The organism is Pseudomonas sp. VMV1 (assembly GCF_056790235.1).
In genome coordinates, this window is sequence record NZ_JBXGSE010000007.1 from 101,803 (window position 1) to 123,316 (window position 21,514).

At 66.2% G+C, this 21,514-nt stretch carries 19 protein-coding genes; 5 read left to right on the forward strand and 14 right to left on the reverse strand.

What is annotated here, in order from left to right; all coding sequences use genetic code 11:
- Positions 1–18: 18 nt before the first annotated feature.
- Together ACUCV0_RS19565 and ACUCV0_RS19570 are read right to left on the reverse strand one after the other, a co-directional pair.
- Entirely contained in the window at positions 19–468 is a 450-nt protein-coding gene (locus ACUCV0_RS19565) for a GyrI-like domain-containing protein (protein ID WP_313647803.1), read from the reverse strand.
- Positions 469–675: 207 nt separating this feature from the next.
- Positions 676–1,269: a TetR/AcrR family transcriptional regulator gene (locus ACUCV0_RS19570; RefSeq protein ID WP_482213434.1), complete on the reverse strand. Its 594-nt coding sequence runs from the start codon at positions 1,267–1,269 to the stop codon at positions 676–678.
- Positions 1,270–1,340: 71 nt separating this feature from the next.
- On the opposite strand from ACUCV0_RS19570, the gene bdcA reads away from it, so the two are divergent.
- Positions 1,341–2,054 carry an SDR family oxidoreductase gene (bdcA, locus tag ACUCV0_RS19575; protein ID WP_482213435.1) on the forward strand — a complete coding sequence of 238 codons (714 nt, stop codon included), beginning with the start codon at positions 1,341–1,343 and terminating at the stop codon, positions 2,052–2,054.
- A 79-nt stretch (positions 2,055–2,133) separates the two neighbouring features.
- Here bdcA and ACUCV0_RS19580 read toward each other — a convergent pair whose 3' ends face one another.
- Both ACUCV0_RS19580 and ACUCV0_RS19585 read right to left on the reverse strand, forming a co-directional pair.
- On the reverse strand, positions 2,134–3,399 hold the full coding sequence (locus tag ACUCV0_RS19580; RefSeq protein ID WP_271653080.1) for an Hsp70 family protein: 1,266 nt from the start codon (positions 3,397–3,399) through the stop codon (positions 2,134–2,136).
- A 129-nt stretch (positions 3,400–3,528) separates the two neighbouring features.
- A complete protein-coding gene (locus tag ACUCV0_RS19585; protein WP_059316244.1) occupies positions 3,529–3,972 on the reverse strand; it encodes a thiol-disulfide oxidoreductase DCC family protein in 444 nt (147 codons plus the stop codon).
- Positions 3,973–4,125: 153 nt separating this feature from the next.
- Here ACUCV0_RS19585 and ACUCV0_RS19590 point away from each other — a divergent pair, with 153 nt between their 5' ends.
- A complete protein-coding gene (locus ACUCV0_RS19590; protein ID WP_059316948.1) occupies positions 4,126–4,923 on the forward strand; it encodes an SDR family NAD(P)-dependent oxidoreductase in 798 nt (265 codons plus the stop codon).
- Here the strand turns inward: ACUCV0_RS19590 and ACUCV0_RS19595 are convergent.
- From ACUCV0_RS19595 to ACUCV0_RS19615, 5 genes are all read right to left on the reverse strand, one after another.
- Entirely contained in the window at positions 4,920–5,660 is a 741-nt protein-coding gene (locus tag ACUCV0_RS19595) for a DUF502 domain-containing protein (protein WP_482213436.1), read from the reverse strand. The two genes, ACUCV0_RS19590 and ACUCV0_RS19595, sit on opposite strands and share 4 nt — an antisense overlap.
- Before the next feature lie 86 nt (positions 5,661–5,746).
- On the reverse strand, positions 5,747–7,564 hold the full coding sequence (locus ACUCV0_RS19600) for a S9 family peptidase (protein WP_482213437.1): 1,818 nt from the start codon (positions 7,562–7,564) through the stop codon (positions 5,747–5,749).
- A gap of 525 nt (positions 7,565–8,089) precedes the next feature.
- Positions 8,090–9,154 carry a PA0069 family radical SAM protein gene (locus ACUCV0_RS19605; RefSeq protein WP_482213438.1) on the reverse strand — a complete coding sequence of 355 codons (1,065 nt, stop codon included), beginning with the start codon at positions 9,152–9,154 and terminating at the stop codon, positions 8,090–8,092.
- Positions 9,155–9,303: 149 nt separating this feature from the next.
- On the reverse strand, positions 9,304–10,572 hold the full coding sequence (locus ACUCV0_RS19610) for an OprD family porin (protein WP_482213439.1): 1,269 nt from the start codon (positions 10,570–10,572) through the stop codon (positions 9,304–9,306).
- A gap of 254 nt (positions 10,573–10,826) precedes the next feature.
- Positions 10,827–12,218 carry an MFS transporter gene (locus ACUCV0_RS19615; RefSeq protein WP_059316239.1) on the reverse strand — a complete coding sequence of 464 codons (1,392 nt, stop codon included), beginning with the start codon at positions 12,216–12,218 and terminating at the stop codon, positions 10,827–10,829.
- Positions 12,219–12,665: 447 nt separating this feature from the next.
- Between ACUCV0_RS19615 and quiC the strand changes: the two genes are divergently transcribed.
- Together quiC and ACUCV0_RS19625 are read left to right on the forward strand one after the other, a co-directional pair.
- The gene (quiC, locus tag ACUCV0_RS19620; RefSeq protein WP_059316238.1) at positions 12,666–14,567 is read left to right on the forward strand and encodes a 3-dehydroshikimate dehydratase QuiC; all 1,902 of its coding nucleotides are present in this window, start codon (positions 12,666–12,668) and stop codon (positions 14,565–14,567) included.
- Between the two features lie 55 nt (positions 14,568–14,622).
- Complete coding sequence (locus tag ACUCV0_RS19625; protein WP_482213440.1) at positions 14,623–15,279, forward strand: TetR/AcrR family transcriptional regulator; 657 nt, start codon at positions 14,623–14,625, stop codon at positions 15,277–15,279.
- Between the two features lie 885 nt (positions 15,280–16,164).
- Here ACUCV0_RS19625 and ACUCV0_RS19630 read toward each other — a convergent pair.
- From ACUCV0_RS19630 to ACUCV0_RS19640, 3 genes are all read right to left on the reverse strand, one after another.
- Positions 16,165–17,022, reverse strand: coding sequence for a glucose 1-dehydrogenase (locus ACUCV0_RS19630; RefSeq protein ID WP_482213441.1), 858 nt, complete (start codon positions 17,020–17,022; stop codon positions 16,165–16,167).
- 71 nt (positions 17,023–17,093) lie between these two features.
- The gene (locus tag ACUCV0_RS19635) at positions 17,094–17,951 is read right to left on the reverse strand and encodes an SDR family oxidoreductase (RefSeq protein WP_454253744.1); all 858 of its coding nucleotides are present in this window, start codon (positions 17,949–17,951) and stop codon (positions 17,094–17,096) included.
- A gap of 100 nt (positions 17,952–18,051) precedes the next feature.
- On the reverse strand, positions 18,052–18,639 hold the full coding sequence (locus ACUCV0_RS19640; protein ID WP_482213442.1) for a cytokinin riboside 5'-monophosphate phosphoribohydrolase: 588 nt from the start codon (positions 18,637–18,639) through the stop codon (positions 18,052–18,054).
- Positions 18,640–18,974: 335 nt separating this feature from the next.
- Here ACUCV0_RS19640 and azu point away from each other — a divergent pair, with 335 nt between their 5' ends.
- Entirely contained in the window at positions 18,975–19,424 is a 450-nt protein-coding gene (azu, locus tag ACUCV0_RS19645) for an azurin (protein ID WP_271653070.1), read from the forward strand.
- 905 nt (positions 19,425–20,329) lie between these two features.
- Here azu and ACUCV0_RS19650 read toward each other — a convergent pair.
- The gene (locus tag ACUCV0_RS19650) at positions 20,330–20,878 is read right to left on the reverse strand and encodes a glutathione peroxidase (protein WP_482213443.1); all 549 of its coding nucleotides are present in this window, start codon (positions 20,876–20,878) and stop codon (positions 20,330–20,332) included.
- 81 nt (positions 20,879–20,959) lie between these two features.
- Entirely contained in the window at positions 20,960–21,289 is a 330-nt protein-coding gene (locus ACUCV0_RS19655; protein WP_007163001.1) for a hypothetical protein, read from the reverse strand.
- Positions 21,290–21,514 lie beyond the last annotated feature (225 nt).

The following is a 21,514-nucleotide window of genomic DNA, read 5'->3' on the forward strand; positions in this document are numbered from 1 at the left end:
CGCCCGAAGGCAGCCTTGCTAGAACACCGGGACGTAGATGTAGATCTGCGAGTCCTGGGCATCCACGCCCGTGAAGGCCTCGGTGTAGTGCTCGAAGCAGGCGCCCGGACGCGGTTGCAGGCCGCGGGCGGGGAGCAGCTCGGCGAACAGCCGGCCCAGGCTCTTGGCCACGCTGGGCGCGGTGCCCAGGTGCACATAGCGGGCATAGCGGCCTTCCGGTATCTCCTGACGCACCATGCCGGCGGGCAGCGGCGTACCTGGCGCCGTGGCCACGGCGGCCAGGTAATGCATGGCGCCGGCCTGACGCCAGCTCAGGCCATACCATTCGGCCTCGCCTTCACGTCCGGTGATTTCCCCGGCACGGTCGGCGAAGCGCCGCCAGAGGGCGGCGATGTCTTCGCCCTGTCCAGGCTCAAACAGCAGGCCGGTCACTTCCAGGGCGGGATGGTCGACGATTTCCAGCGACATGAGACTCTCTCGAAGATGCAATGAAGGCCGCCACCTTACTCCAGCGGCGCCTCGCGGTCAGCCAGGGCAGGGCATAACCTGGCTGGGCCAATGGTCGCAGCCTAGCCGAGCTGCCGTCCCCGTCCATCCTGGGCATGCCTGTCGCCTTGACCTGGAACTCAGTCAGGCAACGGCTGCGATGCCCAGGCGCCCGGCAGCGGTTCAGCTCTAGGCGGGAAGCGTTTGAGCCAGGGCAACACCAGCCAGGCGCGCGCTGGCCAGCAGGCGCTCCAGGCTCTGGCCGTGCCGTGCACTGGCGGAGAGTCCGGCCATGGTGGTAGCGACGAAATCGGCCAGCTCCTGCGCCTGCCGCGGCTGGCGTGCGGCAATGCTGGCGCGGATGAGCTCCTGCGCGGCCTGGTGGTAGCCATTCGCCGCCGCGCGTGCCTGGGGATCGTTGCAGTGGGCTCCCTCCAGCACCAGGCAGCCGGCGGCCTGCGGATCGGCCGCATAGCCGCGCGCCGCCTCTTCCAGGACCTGGGTCAGGGCGACGACCAACGGCTGGTCGGCTTCCAGGATCTGTTGCAGCCGCAGGGCGCCGTTCGAGACATAGCGCTCCAGCACCTTGAGATACAACTCGCCCTTGCTGCCGAAGGCCGCATAGAAGCTGGGTGGATTGATCCCGAGTGCCTGGGTCAGATCAGCGACGCTCACACCGTCATAGCCTCTTTCATGGAACAGCCGCTGCGCCTTGGCGACCGCCTCGTCCGGATCGAAGCGACGCGGCCGGCCGCGAGCGGTGGATTTAATTGTAGTGCTCATTACAAAATGCTTTGACAGAGGGCGGGGGACGTTTATTGTAGCATTCACTACATTAATCAGGAGGCAGGCTCATGACGAATTTCGCAGGCAAGAAGGTGCTGGTGCTGGGCGGCAGTCGCGGCATAGGCGCGGCCATCGTGCGACGCTTCGCCGCCGAGGGTGCCCGAGTGATCTTCACCTATTCCAGCTCGAAGGACGCCGCCCAGGCGCTGGCCGCGGAAACGGGCAGCATCGCCGAGGCGACCGACAGTGCCAATCGTGATGCCGTGATCGCCCGGGTCCGCGACAGCGGCCCCCTGGATGTGTTGGTGGTGAATTCCGGCGTGGCGCTCTTTGGCGATGCCCTGGAGCAGGACCCGGACGCCGTCGATCGCCTGTTCAGCATCAACGTGCAGGCGCCCTATCACGCGGCGGTGGAAGCCGCGCGGCAGATGCCCGCGGGCGGGCGGATCATCGTCATCGGCTCGGTGAACGGCGATCGCATGCCGGTCCCCGGCCTGGCCGCCTATGCTGTGAGCAAATCCGCCCTGCAGGGGCTGGCCCGCGGCCTGGCGCGGGATTTCGGACCGCGCGGCATCACCGTCAACGTGGTGCAGCCGGGCCCTATCGATACCGAGATGAATCCTGCCGATGGCCCCATGAAGGAGCTGATGCACAGCTTCATGGCGATCAAGCGCCACGGCAGCGCCGAGGAAGTGGCCGGCATGGTGGCCTGGCTGGCTGGACCGGAAGCCGGCTTCGTCACCGGTGCCATGCACACTATCGACGGCGCCTTCGGCGCCTGATTGTCCCCGGGCGAGTCGCCGTCTGAGAGGTTGACCCCAGACGGTATCCGCTCGCCAGGAACCTGTCGCCGCAAAAGCGCTAGCCGTAGCGCTTGAACGCCTCGATGGCCAGGCCGTTGCCGATGTTGCCGAAGCGGTCGCCATCCACCAGGCGGGCGCCCGGGAAGCGCCTGGCCAGGGCCTGGCGCAGGGCCGGGATGCCGCTGGAGCCGCCAGTGAAGAACAGGCTGTCGACCCGTGCCGGATCGAGCTCGGCACGGGCCAGCAGGTCGTCCACGCCGCGGCTCAGGCGCTCCAGTTGCAGGGCGATGGCGGCGTCGAACAGCGGGCGCTCCAAGTCCGCCGCCAGGCCGGTCTCGATGCGATCCAGGCGCAGGGTACGGCGCCAGTCGTCGGTCAGGGCGATCTTGGCGTCTTCCACCTGAATCGCCAGCCAATGGCCGGCGCGCTGCTCGATGAGCTTGAACAGGCGGTCCATGCAGCGGGTGTCCTGGGCGTCGTATCTCATGTCGCGCAAGCCCAGCACGCTCTTCTTGGCGTAGACGGCATTGATGGTGTGCCAGGTCGCCAGGTTGATGTAGTGGCTGGTGGGCATGGTGGCGCCACTCTTCATGGCGCTGCCGTAGCCCAGCAGCGGCATCACCCCTTCCAGGCTCAGCTGGCGGTCGAAGTCGGTACCGCCGACATGCACGCCGCCCGTGGCGAGGATGTCGCCGGCGCGGTCGGCCAGGTTGCGGCGCTCCGGCGCCAGGCGCACCAGGGAGAAGTCCGAGGTACCGCCGCCGATGTCGACGATCAGCACCAGCTCTTCACGCTCGATGCTGCGCTCGTAGTCGAAGGCGGCGGCAAGGGGTTCGAACTGGAAGGAGATGTCGCTGAAGCCTACCTGGCGCGCCACGGTGGCCAGGGTGTCCTCGGCCTCCTGGTCAGCGACCGGATCGTCATCGACGAAATGCACCGGACGGCCCAGCACCACGGCGTCGAAGGGGCGATCGGCCTGCTGTTCGGCACGCTGCTTGAGGGTGCCGAGGAACAGGCCGAGCACCTCGGTGAAGGGCAGGGCGCTGCCGAGGATGCTGGTCTCGCCCTTGAGCAGGTTGGAGCCGAGCAGGCTCTTGAGCGAGCGCAGCAGGCGGCCCTCGTAGCCTTCCAGGTATTCGTGCAGCGCCTGGCGGCCATAGGCCGGGCGACGTTCCTCGGCGTTGAAGAAGATCACCGAGGGCAGGGTGGCCTTGCCCTCTTCGAGGGCCAGCAGGACCTCGCCCGAAGGCCTGAGCCAGCCGGCGGTGGAGTTGGAGGTACCGAAGTCGAGGCCCAGGGCGCGGGCGGGTAGAGCAGCAGACATGTCAGGATCCGTAACGCGAGCAGCCGCGCAGTTTAGCCGAGACGCGCGAGCAGGCGAACCCTGGCCGGATGCCAGCAGGGTCAACTAGCGCCTCTTCATGACTCTGGCGGTGGCGGGAGAGCAGCGGCGCTAGCCCTTGCGCGGCGGCTCGCGCGGCTCGTCCAGGGTACAGACGTCATCCTGGCAACGCCGGCTGCCCTCCGGATGCGGCAGCCAGGTCAGGCCCGGGCGCAGCTTCAGGAAGAGTCGATAGCCCAGTTCCAGAACGGGCCGCAGCGGCCGCCAGCCCAGCGGCCGGGCCCAGCGGCCCAGTCCGGCGGTGCGCCAGCTCCAGTAGGTGGCGTCCAGGCCCTTGAACCAGCGGCCGTCGGCATCCCGGGCGTGGAGCAGATCGAGCATGGCCTGGCGCGGCGGGGCATCGGCGGGTGCCTGGGTCTGGTAGTCCGGCGCGGCCAGGTCGACCAGGTGCAGGCGACTCGGATCGGCATGGCGGCGCAGCCAGGCGATCTCGCGAGCGCAGAGCGGGCAGGCGCCATCGTGAAACAGGGTCAGGGGCAGGCGGGGTGCTTGCATCGTGGTCTTCCCAAGGGTCTTGCCTATCTGGACCGGCAGGCGGGGCAGCCGTTGCGCTTTCCGCCGAACGGTAAGCGCAACGGTGCCCTGTGGCGAGTCGGAATCAGAGACGCCGGATGACGGCACTGTACGCAATCAATGAGCGAGGTCGGTATGGATCTGGGAATCAAGGGGCGCGTCGCCCTCATCACGGGTGCCAGTGGTGGCATAGGTCTGGCCACGGCGACGCTGTTGGCCGAAGAAGGCGTCAAGCTGGTGCTGTCCGACCTGGAGCAGGGCAAGCTGGAGGAAGCGGCCAAGCGCCTGCCGGGCGAGCCGCTGCTGATCGCCGCCGACATGACCGACCAGGCTGCGGTGGACAAGCTGGTGGAGCAGGGTGAGGCCCGTTTCGGCCAGATCGACATCGTGGTCCACACCGCGGGTGTTACCGGTGCCAAGGGCGATCCCCTGGAGCTGAGCGACGCCGACTACCAGGAAGCCTGGGCCACCGACTTCTTTTCCGCCGTGCGTGTCGGCCGCGCCGCCATTCCGCGCATGCGCACGCGGGGCTGGGGTCGCTTCGTCTGCATCACCTCGGAAAACGCCGTCCAGCCCTACTGGGAAGAAGCCGTCTACAACGTGGCCAAGGCCGCCCTGGCCGCCTTCATCAAGAATCTGTCCTACCAGGAGGCGGCCCATGGCGTGCTGTGCAATACCGTCTCGCCGGCCTTCATCGAGACCGGCATGACCGACGGCATGATGGAAAAGCGGGCCAAGGAACTGGGCGTGTCGGTCGAGGAAGCCATCGAAAGCTTTCTCGACGAAGAGCGGCCCGGCATCGTGCAGAAGCGTCGCGGCAAGGTGGAAGAGGTGGCCGCGGCCATCGCCCTGCTGGTGTCGGAGCGTGCCTCCTTCATCAATGGCAGCAATCTGCGCGTCGACGGAGGCTCGGTCCAGGCCGTGCAGAACTAGGACGAGCGGGGCGGCTCCTCGGTCGTCCCGTCTTCCTGCCCCTGCTGGCGGCGCACCGCCTCTTCCAGGGGAATGAACTCCACCTGGCGATCCTTGACCACCGGTGGCAGGGTGATGCCCATGGAGACATAGATGCTGGTGAACATGTCGATGCCCATGTCCGCCGGCTTCACCCAATCCACCGGCACATAGAGCAGCCCGCCGCCCACCGGCACCGGCGCCGAGGGCACCAGCACGGCGTGATAGTGGCGGCCATCGATGTCGATCACCGCCGGGTTGGGCAGCAATGCAAGCACCGCCACGCCCTGGCCCCCGAAGAAGCACCACACCGGACTCATGGCGCGGATATCCGCCCCGCCTTCCTTGCGGTCGAGCAACTCGACGAACCGCTCGGCCAGGCCATAGAGCTTGCCCACTACCGGAATGCGGCGGAAGGTCACGTCGGCGAACCAGCCCAGCGGCCGGCGCAGCCCCAGCTTGACCGCCAGTCCCAGTGGATAGAGCAGCACCAGCAGCAGCAGGGTACCGAGGCCATAGGCGGCCATGGAGTTGCCGACGAAGGGGTGGCCGACCGCCACGAACAGCCTGCCCAGGGTGGTGTTGGGTCCGATCAGCCCGTTGAGGAAGCTGACGATCCAGCCGATCAGCGCCAGGGTCAGGACCAGCGGCAGGAGCAAGAGCAGGCCGGCCAGCCAGGTGGATACGACGCTTTCGATACTGCGGCGAACGAAGGGCATGCAAGAACTCGACGGCTAAAGCGCCATTCTATACGGCCCGGGTGCGCTCAGCGTCGGCCCGGACCGACTTTCTGAGCGCGCCTCGATCACAGCCAACGGCGATAGAAGGCGGCCTCCTGTTCCAAGGCATCGGCCTGGTTGGCCGCTCGGCGAAAGCCATGGCCTTCATCGGGATAGCGCCTGACCACCACCGGTATGCCGCGCGCCTCCAGGGCCGCGGCCATGGCGTCGGTCTGGGCCGGGACCACCACGGCGTCCTTGAGGCCCTGCAGGAAGATCACCGGCGCTTGGATGCCATCCGCGTGCAGCAGCGGGGTACGCGCCTCGTAGCGCGCGCGGTCGGCCTCGGGATCGCCGATCAGCCAGTCCAGGTAGTCCGCCTCGAACTTGTGGGTGGCCTTGGCCAGCGCCAGGGGATCGCTGACGCCATAGAGGCTGGCGCCGGCGCGGAAGACGTCGCGGAAGGCCAGGGCGCAGAGCACCGTGTAGCCACCGGCGCTGCCACCGCGGATAAAGGCGCGGTGCGGATCCACCAGCCCCTGGGCGCCGAGGTGCTCGACCACCGCGCAGGCATCCTCGACGTCCACCTCGCCCCAGCGCAGGTGCAGCGCCTGGCGATAGGCCCGGCCATGGCCGCTGCTGCCGCGATAGTTGAGATCGGCCACGGCGAAGCCCTGGCGGACCCAGAACTGAATGCGGGCATCGAACACCGGATAGGTGCAGGACGTCGGACCACCATGGATGCTGACCAGCAGCGGGGGTGGGCCCTCGGCCTGGACGTCGGGTAGATAGAGAAAGCCCTGGGCCTGGCCATCGCCGCTGGGGTAGCTCAGCGGCTGCGGCGTGACGATGGTGGCCTCCGCCAGGGGCGCCACGCCACCGGTGACGATCTCCACCGCACCGCTCTGGCGGTCGATGGCCAGCACGGCCGACGGCCGGGTCGGCGCAGCGGCGATGCAGTAGCAGTGATCCTCGTCCAGGGCCAGGCCGCGGAAACGGCTGAAATCCTCAGCCAGACGCCGGATCTCGCCATTCGCCCGCCGCTCGCCGAGGAGGCCGAAGCCGGCGTCCTGCCAGGTCGCCAGCCAGCCTTGCGCCGTCGGCAGCCAGCTGGACCCGCCCAATTGCCAGGGCGCCGCGGCATGATCCGCCGCCGGTGCCTCCTGGGGGGCGAAGCCTTCCGGGGTCTCGCACCAGGGTTGCCACCAACCCTGACGATCGCTCAGTGCCCAGAGCCGGTGCTCGCTATCGAAGAGCGGCTGTTGCAGCGATTCGTCGGGATCAGCCGAGACGACCGTAGGTGCGCCAGGGCGTCCTTGAGCGTCCAGTACCGCGGCCAGCAGACGAGTCCGCGTCCAGGGCTGGTGCGGCCTGTCCCACTCGATCCAGGCCAGGCGACGGCCGTCGGCGCTGGTACGCGGCGCCGCATAGAAATCCGCGCCCTCGGCCAGCACCTGGCGCTCGCCGCCCGAGCTCAGGGCGACCAGGCGATGCCGCGGCGGCTGTTCGCTGCGGTCTTCCTCGACCGCCAGCACCCGCTGCCGGACGCCATCCCAGTGCAGGTCGCCGTAGCGCCAGCGTTCGCCGCCCGCCAGGCGTTCGGGGGCGCTGCCGTCCCGCGGTTGGCGATAGATCGCCTGATCGGCTTCATTGACGAACAGCGGTCCCTGGTCGGCCAGGCAGAGGGCGCCGCCACCGTATTCGTAGACCTTGCTGCGCAGGCTGAACCCCGCCGGCGTGAGGCACTGCGGTGCAGCGCCGGATGCGCGCAGCCACAGCCGGGTGGCGCCATCGGTAGGGTCGTACTGGCTCCAGTAGAGGCCACTGGCGTCGACCTTGAGTTCGGCGAAGTCGATGCCGGCGGCAACGGCCTGGGCCGGCGTGAGCGAGGTAGGGGCGGTCATGGCGACTCCAGAAGTAGGAACAGCCGTTAGCCTAGCAGCTGTGTGGGACGGTCTGGGGGGCGTGGCGGCCCGTTGGGCTTCGCTGTGCTCAACCCAACCTACGGGTGCGCCGCTTTTCCCCTCTCCCGCTGAGGGAGGGTTGGGGTGAGGGGGCGGATCGTTGGGCTTCGCTGCGCTCAACCCAACCTACGGGTGCGCCGCTTTTTCCCCTCTCCCGCTGGGAGAGGGCTGGGGTGAGGGGGCGGATCGTTGGACTTCGCTGTGCTCAACCCAACCTACGGGTGCGCCGCTTTTCCCCTCCCTTTGGGAGAGGGCTGGGGTGAGGAGGTAGGGGTGTTGGGCTTCGCTGCGCTCAACCCAACCTATGGGCGCGCCGCTTTTCCCCTCTCCCGCTGGGAGGGGGCTGGGTGAGAAGCAGGATTGTTGGGCTTCGCTGTGCTCAACCCAACCTACGGGGACGCCGCTTTTCCCCCTCTCCCTCTGGGAGAGGGCTGGGGTGAGGGAGCAGCCCGTGCGGCATCTGTCCTAGAACAACCCCAGCTGCTCCCCCGGCGGGGCGAACTGGCTGCAATCCAGGCCTTCGCCCTCGCAGCGTTCCAGGCCGAAGCGGCGGCGGGCCAGGCGAAAGCGCTGGGCCAGGAGCTCGGCGAACTGGCCTTCGCCCTTCATGCGGATGCCGAAGCGACTGTCGTAGTTCTTCCCGCCACGCGACTGCCGGATCAGGCTCATCACATGGGCGGCGCGTTCGGGGAAGTGCGTCTGCAGCCACTCCTCGAACAGGTCGGCGATTTCCAGTGGCAGCCGCAACAACGCATAGCCGGCCGAGCGGGCACCGTGGTCGCGGGCCGCTTCCAGCAGGGCCTCCAGTTCATGGTCGTTGATCATGGGAATCATCGGCGCCAGCAGGGCACTCACCGGCACCCCGTGCTCGTGCAGGGTACGCATGGCGCGCAAGCGAGCCTGGGGCGCCGCGGTGCGGGGTTCGAGGACGCGCTTGAGGTCATCGTCCAGCGTGGTGAGGCTGAAGGCGACGCAGACCAGATTTCGCTCGGCGAGCTGCACGAAGAGATCCAGATCACGCAGGATCAGCGCGCTCTTGGTGATGATCGTCACCGGATGGCGATAGCGCAGCAGGATCTCCAGCGCCTGGCGGGTCAGCTGGTACTCGCGCTCGATGGGCTGGTAGCCGTCGGTGTTGATGCCCAGGGCGATGGGTTGCGGCTGGTAGCCCGGCTTGCTCAGCTCCGCCTCCAGGCGCTCGGCCAGGTTGGTCTTGGCGATCAGCTGGGTCTCGAAGTCGATGCCTGGCGAGAGATCCCAGTAGGCGTGGGAGGGGCGGGCGAAGCAGTAGATGCAGCCGTGCTCGCAGCCACGATAGGGATTCACCGAGCGATCGAAGCCGACATCCGGGGACTGGTTGCGGCTGATCACGGTCTTCGCCGTTTCCTGGCGGACGCTGGTGGTGAAGGTCAGCGGGGTGGCCTCTTCGTACCAGCCGTCATGCTCGGCCTCGCTGCGGGTGGCGGCGAAGCGATTGTGCGGATTGCTGGCGGTGCCGCGACCCCGTGGCGGGCGCTGGGGCTGGGTCATGTGGAGGCCTCGAAAGCTGTATCTTTGTACAGTATAAGGCCTGAGGGATCGGGGCAAGGGTGCAGCGGTCGGCTGGACTGTAGGAACGGCTACCAACGAGTCCAGTCGGCGCGAGCGGCGGCCACCCGGGCCGCCGCCGAAACTGCGCCCTACAACACCGAGATCGGATAGTTGAGGATGATGCGGTTCTCGTCGAAGGAGCCGCTGGCGCTGTAGTCGCGTCTCATGCTGGAGTTGCGCCAGCGAATCAGCAGCTTCTTCAGCGGACCGCTCTGCACCTCGTATTGCACCTCGGACTCGCGACCCCATTCCTTGCCGTCGGTGATGGTGCCGGTGTGCACGTTGTCGCCGCTGATGTAGCGGTTCATCAGGGTCAGGCCCGGCACGCCGAAGGCGGCGAAGTTGTGGTCGTAGCGCACCTGCCAGGAGCGTTCCCGGGCGTTGTCGTAGCTGGAGTTGTAGCTGTCGTTGCCCAGGGTGCCACCGCTGGTGCCGTTGACCCTCATCCAGGGGCTGTCGCCGCTGACGCGCTGCAGGCCGACGTAGAAGGTGCCGCCGCCCTGCTTGGCGGAGAGCAGGGCATAGGCGGTGCGGTTGTCCAGGGCACCCGCGCGGGCCGAGCCGTCGTCGTCGCCAATGAAGTAGCCGAGGTTGGCGCCCAGGGTCCAGCTGCCCACCGGCTGGTAGTGGACCAGGTTGATGAACTTCTGGTTGTAGATGTCTTCGAGTTGGGCGTACCAGAGGCCGATCTGGGTGCGCTTCTCGTTGAACTTGTATTCGCCACCGACGTAGTTGAAGCGGTCGGACGTGGCATTGGCGCGGCCCTGCATGAACATGTCTTCCATGCTGGCATCGTTGCGCGGGCTGTTCTGGCGCATCTGGCCACCCCAGAGTTCCAGATTCTGGATCTCGGTGGAGTGGAGCTGGGCACCCTGGAAGGTCTGCGGCAGCGAGCGACCATCGTCGGATCTGAGGATCGGCAGCACGGCGAACCATTCGCCGACCTTGATATCGGTCTTGGAAACCTTGGCCTTGGCCGCCACCGCCAGGCGCCCGAAGTCCTTGGCGGGTTCGTTGCCGGCGTGGGTCGGCAGCAACCCGGTGCCATAGGTGCCGGCGCCGCCATCGAGCTTGACCGAGTAGAGACCCAGGGCATCGATGCCGAAGCCCACCGGCCCCTGGGTGTAGCCGGAGGTCAGGCCGAAGATGAAGCTCTGGGTCCATTCCTCGGCCTTGTCCTGCGCGGTGTAGGCCGGATCGACGAAGTTGCGATTGATGTAGTAATTGCGCAGGTTGAGGTTGGCCTTGGTGCCTTCGATGAAACCGTTGTCGGCGGCCCACAGCGGCGTGGTGCTGGCCAGGGCGGCGAAGGCGGCGCAGGCACGGCCGAGCCGGCCGGAAGCGAGTCGAGTGCTCATGAGGTTCCTTGTTATTGTGGGTAAGGGGTGCCCTGCCGGCACAGGGGGCGGCATCTGACGAGGGCGGGGGAGCGGGACGAGGCGAGGTGGCGCTAGGAAGGGGCAGGCGACATGACGGATTCCTTTCTTATTGGAATTATTGGAAAGCAGTGGCCGATACGAGCGGCTGAGTAGTTATATGACAACGTATGTCTTGGGGCAAGACTACCAAGGTAGCAGGCTGGAGCCCTCGGCTGGCGAGGGCTCCAAGCGGATCAGGCGCTGGCTTTGAAGCTGTCCTGACGGGCCGTGTCGTAGGCGTGCTTGTCCATCTGCTGGGCGCCTGGCTTGCCCAGGTCGCTCATGGGCACCCGGTAGGTTTCCGGCGACAGGTAGGCGGCCAGGGCCGACAGGCAGGTCACGGCGAAGGCCAGGCCACCGACCACGATCCAGATGTTGTCGGTACCGGGCGGGGCGACCAGGGCGAACAGCGCCGGCAGCAGGGCGGTGAGCATGGTGCCGATGTTCTGGGCGATGGCCATGGCCGAGACGCGATAGCGGGTCTGGAACTGCTCCGGGTAGAAGCTGGGGAACACCGCGTTGTAGCCCTGGTAGACCACACCCCACATCAGCAGCGACATCAGGAAGGCCAGCGGCATGCTGTGGATGCTGATGGCGTAGAGGTAGCCGAAGGCCAGCAGCCCCGAACCCAGGGCACCGCCGATCATGGTCGGTCGCCGGCCGATGCGATCGGAAAGGTTGCCGACCAGGGGGATCACCAGCACGGCGACGATGTTGCCCACCACCGGTATCCACAGGTAGACGCTTTTGTCGAAGCCGATGCCATAGGCCGGCTGCACCGCATAGGCTGCGCCAAAGATGGTCGCCACCACGGGGATCACGTTCATCAGCGCCATCAGGCCGACCAGGATCATGGCCTTCCAGCTGGTGGTCAGGGCTTCACCGATGGGCGAGCGTCTGGCCACGGTCTCGGTCTTGGCTTCTTCTTTGACGAAGGCGGGCGTCTCCTGGACTTCGCGGCGGATGATGAAGCCGGCTAGCAGCACGAAGGCGCTGAGCAGGAAGGGAATCCGCCAGCCCCAGCTGTTGAAGGCATCGGCGGGCATGAAGTAGGCCAGCGGCAGGAACACAGCGGCGGCCATCACCTGGCCGGCCTGCACCCCCTGCAGGGTAAAGCTCGCATAGTAGCCACGCCGGCCGAAGGGCGCGTGTTCGAGCACCATGGAACTGGCGCCGGAGATCTCCCCGGCCACGGCGAAGCCCTGGATCAGCCGCAGCACCACCAGCAGGATGGGGGCGAGGATGCCGATCTGGTGATAGGTGGGCAGCAGGCCCACGGCCATGGTGGCGATGCCCATGAGGAACATGCACAGCAGCAGGACGTTCTTGCGACCGCGGGTATCACCCCAGTGACCGAGCACGAAGGCGCCGACCGGGCGGGCCAGATAACCCACGCCATAGGTGGCGAGGGAGGCGACGATGGCCATCTTGGGATCGGTGGAGGGGAAGAAGATCTGCGGGAAGATCAGCGCCGCCGCCTGGGCGTAGATGAAGAAATCGTAGTATTCCAGCGCCGAGCCGATCCAGCCGCTGGCAGTGGCCTTCTTGGCTTGGGAGCTGGACGTGTGGGAGGCGGTATTGGCCATGGTTGTCTCCGTAATTATTGTCAGGCCAGGGGAAGCTTCGGCATGGCGTGCAGGTCCGTGCGGGCTGCCGTGGGCCGAAGGTGCGAGGGGGTGGATGACCTAGCCTGACCGTCGCCGACTGAGCGCCAGGGGGCTACAGACGAGACGGGGGGCGGAGGATAGCGTGGATAGCAGAGGCATGGACGCACACTCTTGTTTGTCTTGTTATGGTCGACGCGGTGGAAGCAAGCACGAGGGCTCTGCAATCCATAGTGCGAGGCGCCACGGCGGTGGGTCAATTCGCCAGAGACCCATTTGTTCGATCAGCGAACAGAAACTAACCAGTTCGTACATAATCCGTTGTTGGCCTGGCCGGCGCCAAGAATAATCGTCTCCAGACCCGACGAACCAGAGCCGCTCCGCTACAGTCAGCCAGTGGAGACAGCCGTTCAACACAGGAGCACCGGCATGCAGCGTTCCATCGCGACCGTATCCATCAGTGGCACCCTGACCGAGAAGCTCGAAGCGATCGCCGCGGCGGGCTTCGACGGTGTGGAGATCTTCGAGAACGACCTGCTGTATTCCGGTGCCAGCCCGCGCGAGATCCGCCAGCGTACCCAGGACCTGGGGCTGGCCATCACCCTGTTCCAGCCGTTCCGCGACTTCGAGGGCGGACGCCGCGAGCGGCTGCAGCGCAATCTCGACCGCGCCGAGCGCAAGTTCGACCTCATGCAGGAGTTGGGCACCGATCTCATCCTGGTGTGCAGCAACACCGCCGCCGACAGCCTCGGCGATGAGCGTCTGATCGCCGATGACCTGCAGCTGCTGGCCGAACACGCCGCCCGGCGCGACCTGCGCATCGGCTACGAAGCCCTGGCCTGGGGGCGCCACGTCAACAGCTGGCAGCAGGTCTGGCGCCTGGTGAAGGCGGTCGACCACCCCAATCTCGGCGTCTTGCTCGACAGTTTCCACACCCTGTCCATAGGTGGCGATCCGGCGGGCATCGCCCAGATTCCCGGGGACAAGATCTTTTTCGTGCAGATGGCCGATGCACCGCTGCTGCAGATGGACGTGCTGGAGTGGAGCCGGCATTTCCGCTGCTTCCCGGGGCAGGGTGAGTTCGACCTGGCCGGCTTTCTCGCGCCCATCCTGCAGACCGGTTACCAGGGGCCGCTGTCGCTGGAGATCTTCAACGACGGCTTCCGCGCCGCCCAGACCCGTGCCACCGCCGCCGATGGCCTGAGATCCCTGCTCTACCTGGAAGAGCAGACCGCGGCTCGCCTGCAGCGTGAGGAAACGCCGGTGGCGGCGCCCCTGTTCGCCCCGCCCGAGGCGCCGCGTCTGGAAGGCACCGAATTCCTCGAATTCGCCGTGGACGACGCCCACGGTGCCGAACTGGCCCGTTGGCTGGGCAAGCTGGGCTTCGCCCAGGCCGGGCGGCACCGCTCCAAGAACGTCACCCTGCTGCGCCAGGGCGAAATCAATCTGGTGCTCAACGCCGAACCCTATTCCTTTGGCCACAACTTCTTCGAGGCCCACGGTCCCTCGCTGTGCGCCATGGCGCTACGGGTGCCCGACAGTCACGCGGCGTTGGAACGCGCCCAGCAGTACCGGGCACAGCCCTATCGCGGCCTGGTCGGGCCGAACGAACGGGAGATCCCCGCGATGCGAGCGCCGGACGGCAGTCTGATCTATCTCGCCGATCGCGGCGCCGACGGGCGCAGCCTCTATGACACCGACTTCGATGTCAGCGCCGGCGCCAGCGGTGGCCTCGGCCTGACCCACGTCGACCACGTCGCCATCGCCCTGCCGGCCGATGCGCTGGACAGCTGGGTGCTGTTCTACAAGAGCCTGTTCGACTTCAGCGCCGATGACGAGGTGGTGGTCCCCGACCCCTATGGCCTGGTGAAAAGCCGTGCGCTGAAGAATCGCGAGAGCAACGTGCGCCTGGCGCTGAACATCTCCGAGAATCGCAACACCGCCATCGCCCGGGCGCTTTCCAGCTACCGGGGCTCGGGGGTGCACCACATCGCCTTCGCCTGTCGGGACATCTTCCAGGCGGTGGAGCAGGCCAAGGCCGCCGGGGTGCCCTTGCTGGAGATCCCGATGAACTACTACGACGACCTGGGGGCACGCTTCGATTTCGACGACGACTTCCTCAGTCGCCTGGCCTACTACAACGTGCTCTACGACCGCGATGCCCAGGGTGGCGAGCTGTTCCACGTCTACACCGAATCCTTCGCCGACCGATTCTTCTTCGAAATCCTGGAGCGCAAGGATTACAGTGGCTACGGCGCCGCCAACAGTCCGGTACGCCTGGCCGCCATGCTGCAAGCCCGCCAGGGTCGCCCGGCACCCCTGGAATTCTGAGCCAGGCGGGTACCTGCGGGTACCCGCGTCTCTCCCCAGCCAAGAGTCAGACCCGATGCAGGAAACCCCGGCGCTCGCGCCCGCGCTCCGTACGCCGCGCAAGAACAATCCCGAAAAGACCCGCCAGGCCATCCTCGCCGCCGCCGTGGCCGAGTTCGCCGACCTGGGCCTGAGCGGTGCGCGGGTGGACGCCATCGCCGAGCGCACCCATACCTCCAAACGGATGATCTACTACTACTTCGGCAGCAAGGAGCAGCTCTACCTGACGGTGCTGGAAAAGCTCTACAGCGATGTACGCGGCGACGAAGCCGAGCTGCCGCTTGATCGTCTGCCACCGCTGGAAGCGATTCGCACCCTGGCCGAGTTCCTCTTCGAGCACCACCGCAGCCACGACGACTTCATCCGCGTGGTAAGCATCGAGAACATCCATCGCGGCCGCCACCTGGCGCAGTCCGAGACCATCTCCAGCCTCAACTCCTCGGCCCTGGAGGCTCTGCGCCGCATCCTGGCGCGCGGCGAGGCGAGCGGTGACATCCGCAGCGGTCTCGACGCCGTGGATGTGCACCTGCTGATGTGTTCGTTCTGCTTCTACCGCGTCTCCAACCGCCACACCTTCGGCCGCATCCACGACATCGACATGGAGGCACCGGCGGTGTTGCGGCGGCACAAGAACATGATCGGCGATGCGATGGTGCGCTACCTGCAGCCGTAGCGTGGAAAACCGCATGGCGTTTTCCACCTGGGCGTTCGGGCGGCCCTCACCCCGACCCTCTCCCAGAGGGAGAGGGGGCGTTTGACCAATGCGTTCGGTTGCCGGCATAGATTCGTAGGGTGGAAAACCGCATAGCGTTTTCCACGCGAGTGCCTGCGCGATCTTTTCATGGAGAAGAAGGACAAACCTCGTAGGTTGGGTTGAGACAGCTTCATCGTCGAAGCCCAACGCTGCTGGCTATCCCATGTTGGACTTCGCTGCGCTCAACCCAACCTACGGACCCGCCAAGCCCTCTCCCTTGGGGAGAGGGCTGGGGTGAGGAGAAACTCAGATTCGTAGGGTGGAAAACCGCGCAGCGTTTTCCACGCGATGCCTGAGCGGGCCTCATCGTCGAAGCCCAATGCTGCTGGCTATCCCGCGTTGGGCTTCGCTGCGCTCAACCCAACCTACAGACCTGCCAAGCCTTCGCGCCCAACCAACCCCTCTCCTTCTGGGAGAAGGCTGGGGTGAGGAGAAACTCAGATTCGTAGGGTGGAAAACCGCGCAGCGTTTTCCACGCGGTGCCTGAGCGGGCCTCATCGTCGAAGCCCAACGCTGCTGGCTATCCCGCGTTGGGCTTCGCTGCGCTCAACCCAACCTACTGACCCGCCAACCTCCTCTCCCTTGGGGAGAGGGCTGGGGTGAGGAGAAACTCAGATTCGTAGGGTGGAAAACCGCGCAGCGTTTTCCACACGGTGCCTAAGTGGGCCTCATCGTCGAAGCCCAACGCTGCTGGCTATCCCGCGTTGGGCTTCGCTGCGCTCAAACCAACCTACGGAATTTCCAACCCCTCTCCCTTGGGGAGAGGGCTGGGGTGAGGGCAAACCCGGGCACCCCAGCAAACCGTTAAAGTACCGGCATCCCGCCCGTCACCGGCAGCATGGCGCCGGAGATGTAGCTCGCTTCATCCGATGCCAGCAGCACATAGGCCGGTGACAGCTCCACCGGCTGGCCGGGACGCCCCAGGGGCGTGCTGCTACCGAATTGCTCCGGCTCGTCCGGCTTCATGGTGCTGACGATCAGCGGCGTCCAGATCGGGCCGGGGGCGACGCTGTTGGCACGGATACCTTTCTCGCCGAGCAGCTGCGCCAGACCGGCAGTGAAGTTGGCGATGGCGCCCTTGGTGGCCGAATAGGCCAGCAGGGTCGGGGGCGCGATGTCGGCGTTGATCGAGGCGGTGTTGATGATGGAGCCGCCACGCGGCATGTGCTTCAGCGCCGCCTGGGTGATGCGGAACATCCCATGGATGTTCACGTTGAAGGTATGCACCCATTCCTCGTCGGGAATCTCGTCGAGGCTGTCACGTACCTGCTGGAAGGCAGCGTTGTTGACCAGTACGTCGATGCGGCCAAAGGCCTCGACGGTCTTCTGCACCACGTCCAGGCAGGTCTGGCGCTCGGCCAGATCGCCGGGCAAGAGCACGGCCTGGCGACCCGCCTCGGTGACCAGGCGGGCGGTTTCCTGGGCATCCTCGTGCTCGTCCAGATAAGCGATGGCGACATCGGCGCCCTCTCGGGCGTAGGCGATGGCCACGGCGCGGCCAATGCCGCTGTCAGCGCCGGTGATCAGCGCCTTCTTGCCTTGCAGGCGACCTGAGCCGTGGTAGCTCGCGGCACCGCTGTCGGGCTGTGGCTCCATGCGCGCTTCGGAGCCGGGAAAGGTCTGGGGTTGGGGTTTCAATGGGGGCTTGGGATGCTCGCTCACGGAGGGCTCCGATGCAAAAAAGGGGAAAGGCGACCCCGGCTCGCGCCAGGGTGCAGGTACTTCGCGGGCGCTTAGAGGATCGGCTTGCCACCGGTGACGGCGATACGCGCACCTGAGGTGTAGCTGGATTCGTCCGAGGCCAGCATTACGTAGACCGGCGCCAGCTCCACCGGCTGGCCGGGGCGGCCGAGCGGGGTGTTGCCACCGAATTCCTTGACCTGCTCAGGCGGCATGGTGGCGGGAATCAGCGGGGTCCAGATGGGACCGGGTGCCACGCTGTTGGCGCGGATACCCTTCTCACCGAGCAGCTGGGCCAGTCCCGCGGTGAAGTTGGCGATGGCGCCCTTGGTGGTGGCATAGGCCAGCAGCGTCGGCCGCGGCATGTCCGAGTTCACCGAGGTGGTGTTGATGATGGAGCCACCCTGGCCCATGTGCTTTATCGCGGCCTGGGTGATGCGAAACATGGCGGTGATGTTCACATCGAAGGTGTAGACCCACTCGTCGTCGGGAATCTCTTCGAGGGTCTCGTGGGTCATCTGGAAGGCGGCGTTGTTGACCAGCACATCTATGCGGCCAAAGGCGGCCACGGTCTCGTCCACCACCGCCAGGCACTGCTCGCGCTTGGACAGGCACCCCGGTAGCAACAGGGCCTCGCGGCCGGCTTCGCGCACCAGGCGGGCGGTGTCCTCGGCGTCTTCGTGTTCGTTCAGGTAGCTGATGGCGACATCGGCGCCCTCGCGGGCGAAGGCGATGGCCACGGCGCGGCCGATGCCACTGTCGCCACCGGTGATCAGGGCCTTCTTGCCCGTCAGGCGGCCGGAGCCCTTGTAGCTCTGTTCGCCGCAATCCGGGACCGGATTCATGCGCGATTGCAGGCCGGGAACCTCTTGCTGCTGTTCCGGCATGGGGGATTTGGGGAAATCGGTCATGGGAGAATCCTCGTCGCTCTTGAAACGTTTGCGGGCCTGTCAGTACCGACAGGCCACAAGCGGCGAGGGTTCTAGATCCGGGACGGGCGGTGTAGTCGAACTAGCGCGGCGCGGGTTCCGCCCAGCGTGGCGGTGCGGTGGGCTGCCAGGCGGCGAGGGCGTCCAGCAGGGCGGTCGGCGAGTCTTCCACCTGCAGCATGGCGCGATGCGGCGCGGCGACGAAGCCCTGGGCCACCAGGTGATCGAGGAAGCCCTCCAATTGGGCATAGAAGCCGTCGACCTCCAGGAGGCCCATGGGCTTGGCATGGTAGCCGAGCTGGCCCCAGGTCCAGACCTCGAAGAGTTCTTCCAGGGTGCCCAGGCCACCGGGAAGGGCGATGAAGGCATCGGCCAGCTCGGCCATGCGTGCCTTGCGCGCGTGCATGCCGTCGACCACTTCCAGACGGGTGCAGCCGGTATGGCCCAGCTCGGCGGTCTTGAGGCTCTGGGGAATGATGCCGATCACCTCGCCACCGGCGGCCAGGGCGGCATCGGCGACCACGCCCATCAGGCCGACCTTGCCACCGCCGTAGACCAGGGTGAGACCCCGTTCGGCGAGGGCACGGCCGAGTTGCGCAGCGGCTTGCTCGAAGACAGGCGAGGCGCCGGACTTGGCGCCACAGAAGACACAGACGGCTTTCAGCGACATGAGGACTCCTAGGCAGGCAAAACGCCTAGCCTAGCCGTCCGTTCCGCCGGATCAAAGCTTCGTCATCGCGCGAGGAACGCTTCCTCCGGCGCATTGCCACTGGCGGCCTGGGCATAGCTGGCGAACAACTCGTGCAGCAGGGCGGTAAGGGTCATGGCGGGCGTCCTTGGCTGGCGGATGATGGGAGCATGGTACGCAGAGATTGGGCACGGCCACCTGGCAAAGGTTTCGATGGGGGCGATAGAGCGAAGCGCAGCGGCCTGCTTGCCAGCGCGCTCGGAACCCGCCACCCTCGCATCGGTCTGACTGGCGACTTTCACGCATCCGGAGGGTTCATGAAATCCAAGCTTTTTGCCGCCGCGCTGTTCGCCCTGGGAAGTACCGGCGCCTGGGCCGCCGACAGTTGCACCACCCAGATCGAAGCCGGCGACCAGATGACCTACAGCCGCGCCTCGATCCAGGTCCCGGCCTCGTGCAAGACCTTTACCGTCGAGCTGATCCACAGCGGGAGCCTGCCCAAGAACGTCATGGGCCACAACTGGGTGCTGACCCGCTCCACCGACGCCTCGGCCGTCGACGCCGCTGGCATGAACGCAGGCGAAGACAAGGGCTACCTGCCCGAGGGCGACGAACGCATCATCGCCCACACCCGCATGCTGGGCGGTGGCGAGAAGGACTCGGTGACCTTCGACACCGGGGTCCTGGAAGCGGGCAAGGAATACACCTTCTTCTGTTCCTTCCCGGGGCATTTCGGGTCTATGCGCGGGGTGTTGCAGCGGGGGTAGACCTGCTGTCATAGCCCGATCGCGCAGGAGCTCCAGGCACTTACCGTAGGTTGGGCTGAGCGTCAGCGAAGCCCAACATTTTGGATATCAGGCGCCTTAGCGGGTTATCGAGTGTCCTGATGGCTTTTGTTTCGCCCAACCGGGCGAGTCACTTTTTTCAAACGCGGCTGCGCGCCCCGAAAAAAGTAACCAAAGACGCTTGTCCCCACGTTTCGGCCCTCCGCTACGCTCCGGGTGATTCGCTTCGCTCACCCTTCGGGCCAGCTTGCGGCTGTTACTTCGCTTCGCTACGTCTCCCTCGCTCCAGCGCCGCTCCGAGGGCACGGCACGAAGGGGCCTCCTGCCCCTCGCGCCTTGCTCGGCGTCCTGCCTTGCATCCCCCTGCGCGACACCTGCACTCGGCCTCACTGACGGGGACGAAGCGCAAGCCTGATGCTTGGGTGTTCAGGTGTAGTGTGGAAAACCGCGCAGCGTTTTCCACTTGAGGAGCAACGCTTAACGCGTGGACAAGGCTGCGCCGTTGTCCACCCTACCGGCTCTTCAGCCAAAACTTTCAGGCTGGCGAATCGCCCCGTTCAGGAGGGCGAACGCCAGTGTCGTGGAGTGGGTCGAGCCGCATGGAGGCGGCGAGAGGTCTAACGGGCCATGGACGGCCCGTGTAGGCCGACCCCGGAACGGCGCTGGCGTGAGTGGCTCCGAAGCGCAGCGTAGGGCCGGATGTCCGGGGCAAGCGTTTTTGCTTACTTTTTTCGCGATTGAAAAAAGTGAGTCGCTCGGGTGGGCGAAACAAAAAACATCAGCAGAACTCGGTAAGTAGCAAGGCACCGATCAGCCCAAGCATGCGGGCAAACCCCGGCATCGTTGGGCTTCGCTAACGCTCAACCCAACCTACTGGCACCCCGACTTCACCCCTTCGCCAACTCCCTCTCGATGGCCTCCAGCAACCGCGGATCCTCCGCCGTCACGTCGGGCGCGAAACGACCCACCACCTCGCCATTGCGCCCAATCAGGAATTTCTCGAAATTCCACAGCACCTCGGGCTTGGGATTGGGGGTGCCCCCACGGCTCAGCATGCGCTCGCGGAAGGGGCCATCGCCAGTCGTCTCGGGCTGCGCCTGGGTCAGCTCCGCATAGAGCGGATGCTGGTCTTCACCCACCACGCTGAGCTTGGCGAACAGCGGAAATTGCACACCGTAGGTGAGGGAGCAGAATTCCTTGATCTCGGCATCGCTGCCCGGCTCCTGCTGCTTGAAGTCGTTGGCGGGAAAGCCGAGCACCTCCAGGCCGCGCTCGCGCTGGGTCTCGTAAAGGCGTTCCAGGCCTTCGTACTGGCTGGTAAGGCCGCACTTGGAGGCGACGTTCACCACCAGCAGCACCTTGCCCAGGTAGCGTTCCAGGGTCAGGGTTTCGCCGTCGATGGATTGCAGCGGGAGTTTCATCAGGGTCGCGGTCATGGTCGGCTTCCTCGGGGAGAAGTTGCCAGCCTAGCGCAAAAACGCCGCCCGGGTGGGCGGCGCCTGTCGGTCGCGGAAGGCTCAGCGCTTGAGCTTGACCACGTCGCCGGAAACGGTGGTGGTGTAGCCGTTCAGGACATAGGCCCAGAACCAGTTTTCCTGCACCTGGGCGTTGATCAGGGCATCGCCGCCGCGGGACTTGATGGCGGCCTGCTGGGCGCGCACGAAGCGGTCGTTCTGCTGGACCGGGATGAAACCCAGGATCATCAGACCGGTGGCCTTGCCTTCGCCATGACCGACGACGGTGTACTGCGACGGATCCAGGTTCTGCGTCTTCATCGCGGTGCCGGTGCAGCCAGCGACGGCGGCGGCGAGGGCGAAAGAGGCGGCGAGCTTGGCGAAACGTTGCATGAGGTGACTCCTTTTCTGGTTGGCAGGGTCGGGCTTCGTTTCCCGACGCGGCGCACTCTAGCAGTGCAGAGCACCGCGGAAATACCGTTCGCTCCGGCGATAGAACCGCTCCGCCCAGGGTCCCAGGGTTATCAGGTGATAGCGCCTCGATCTAAGCCCGGGCGGCCTGAACTGATACCATCGCCCGCCTCTCGTCCGGCGGCCGCGCCGGGCGCCGTTTCGGAG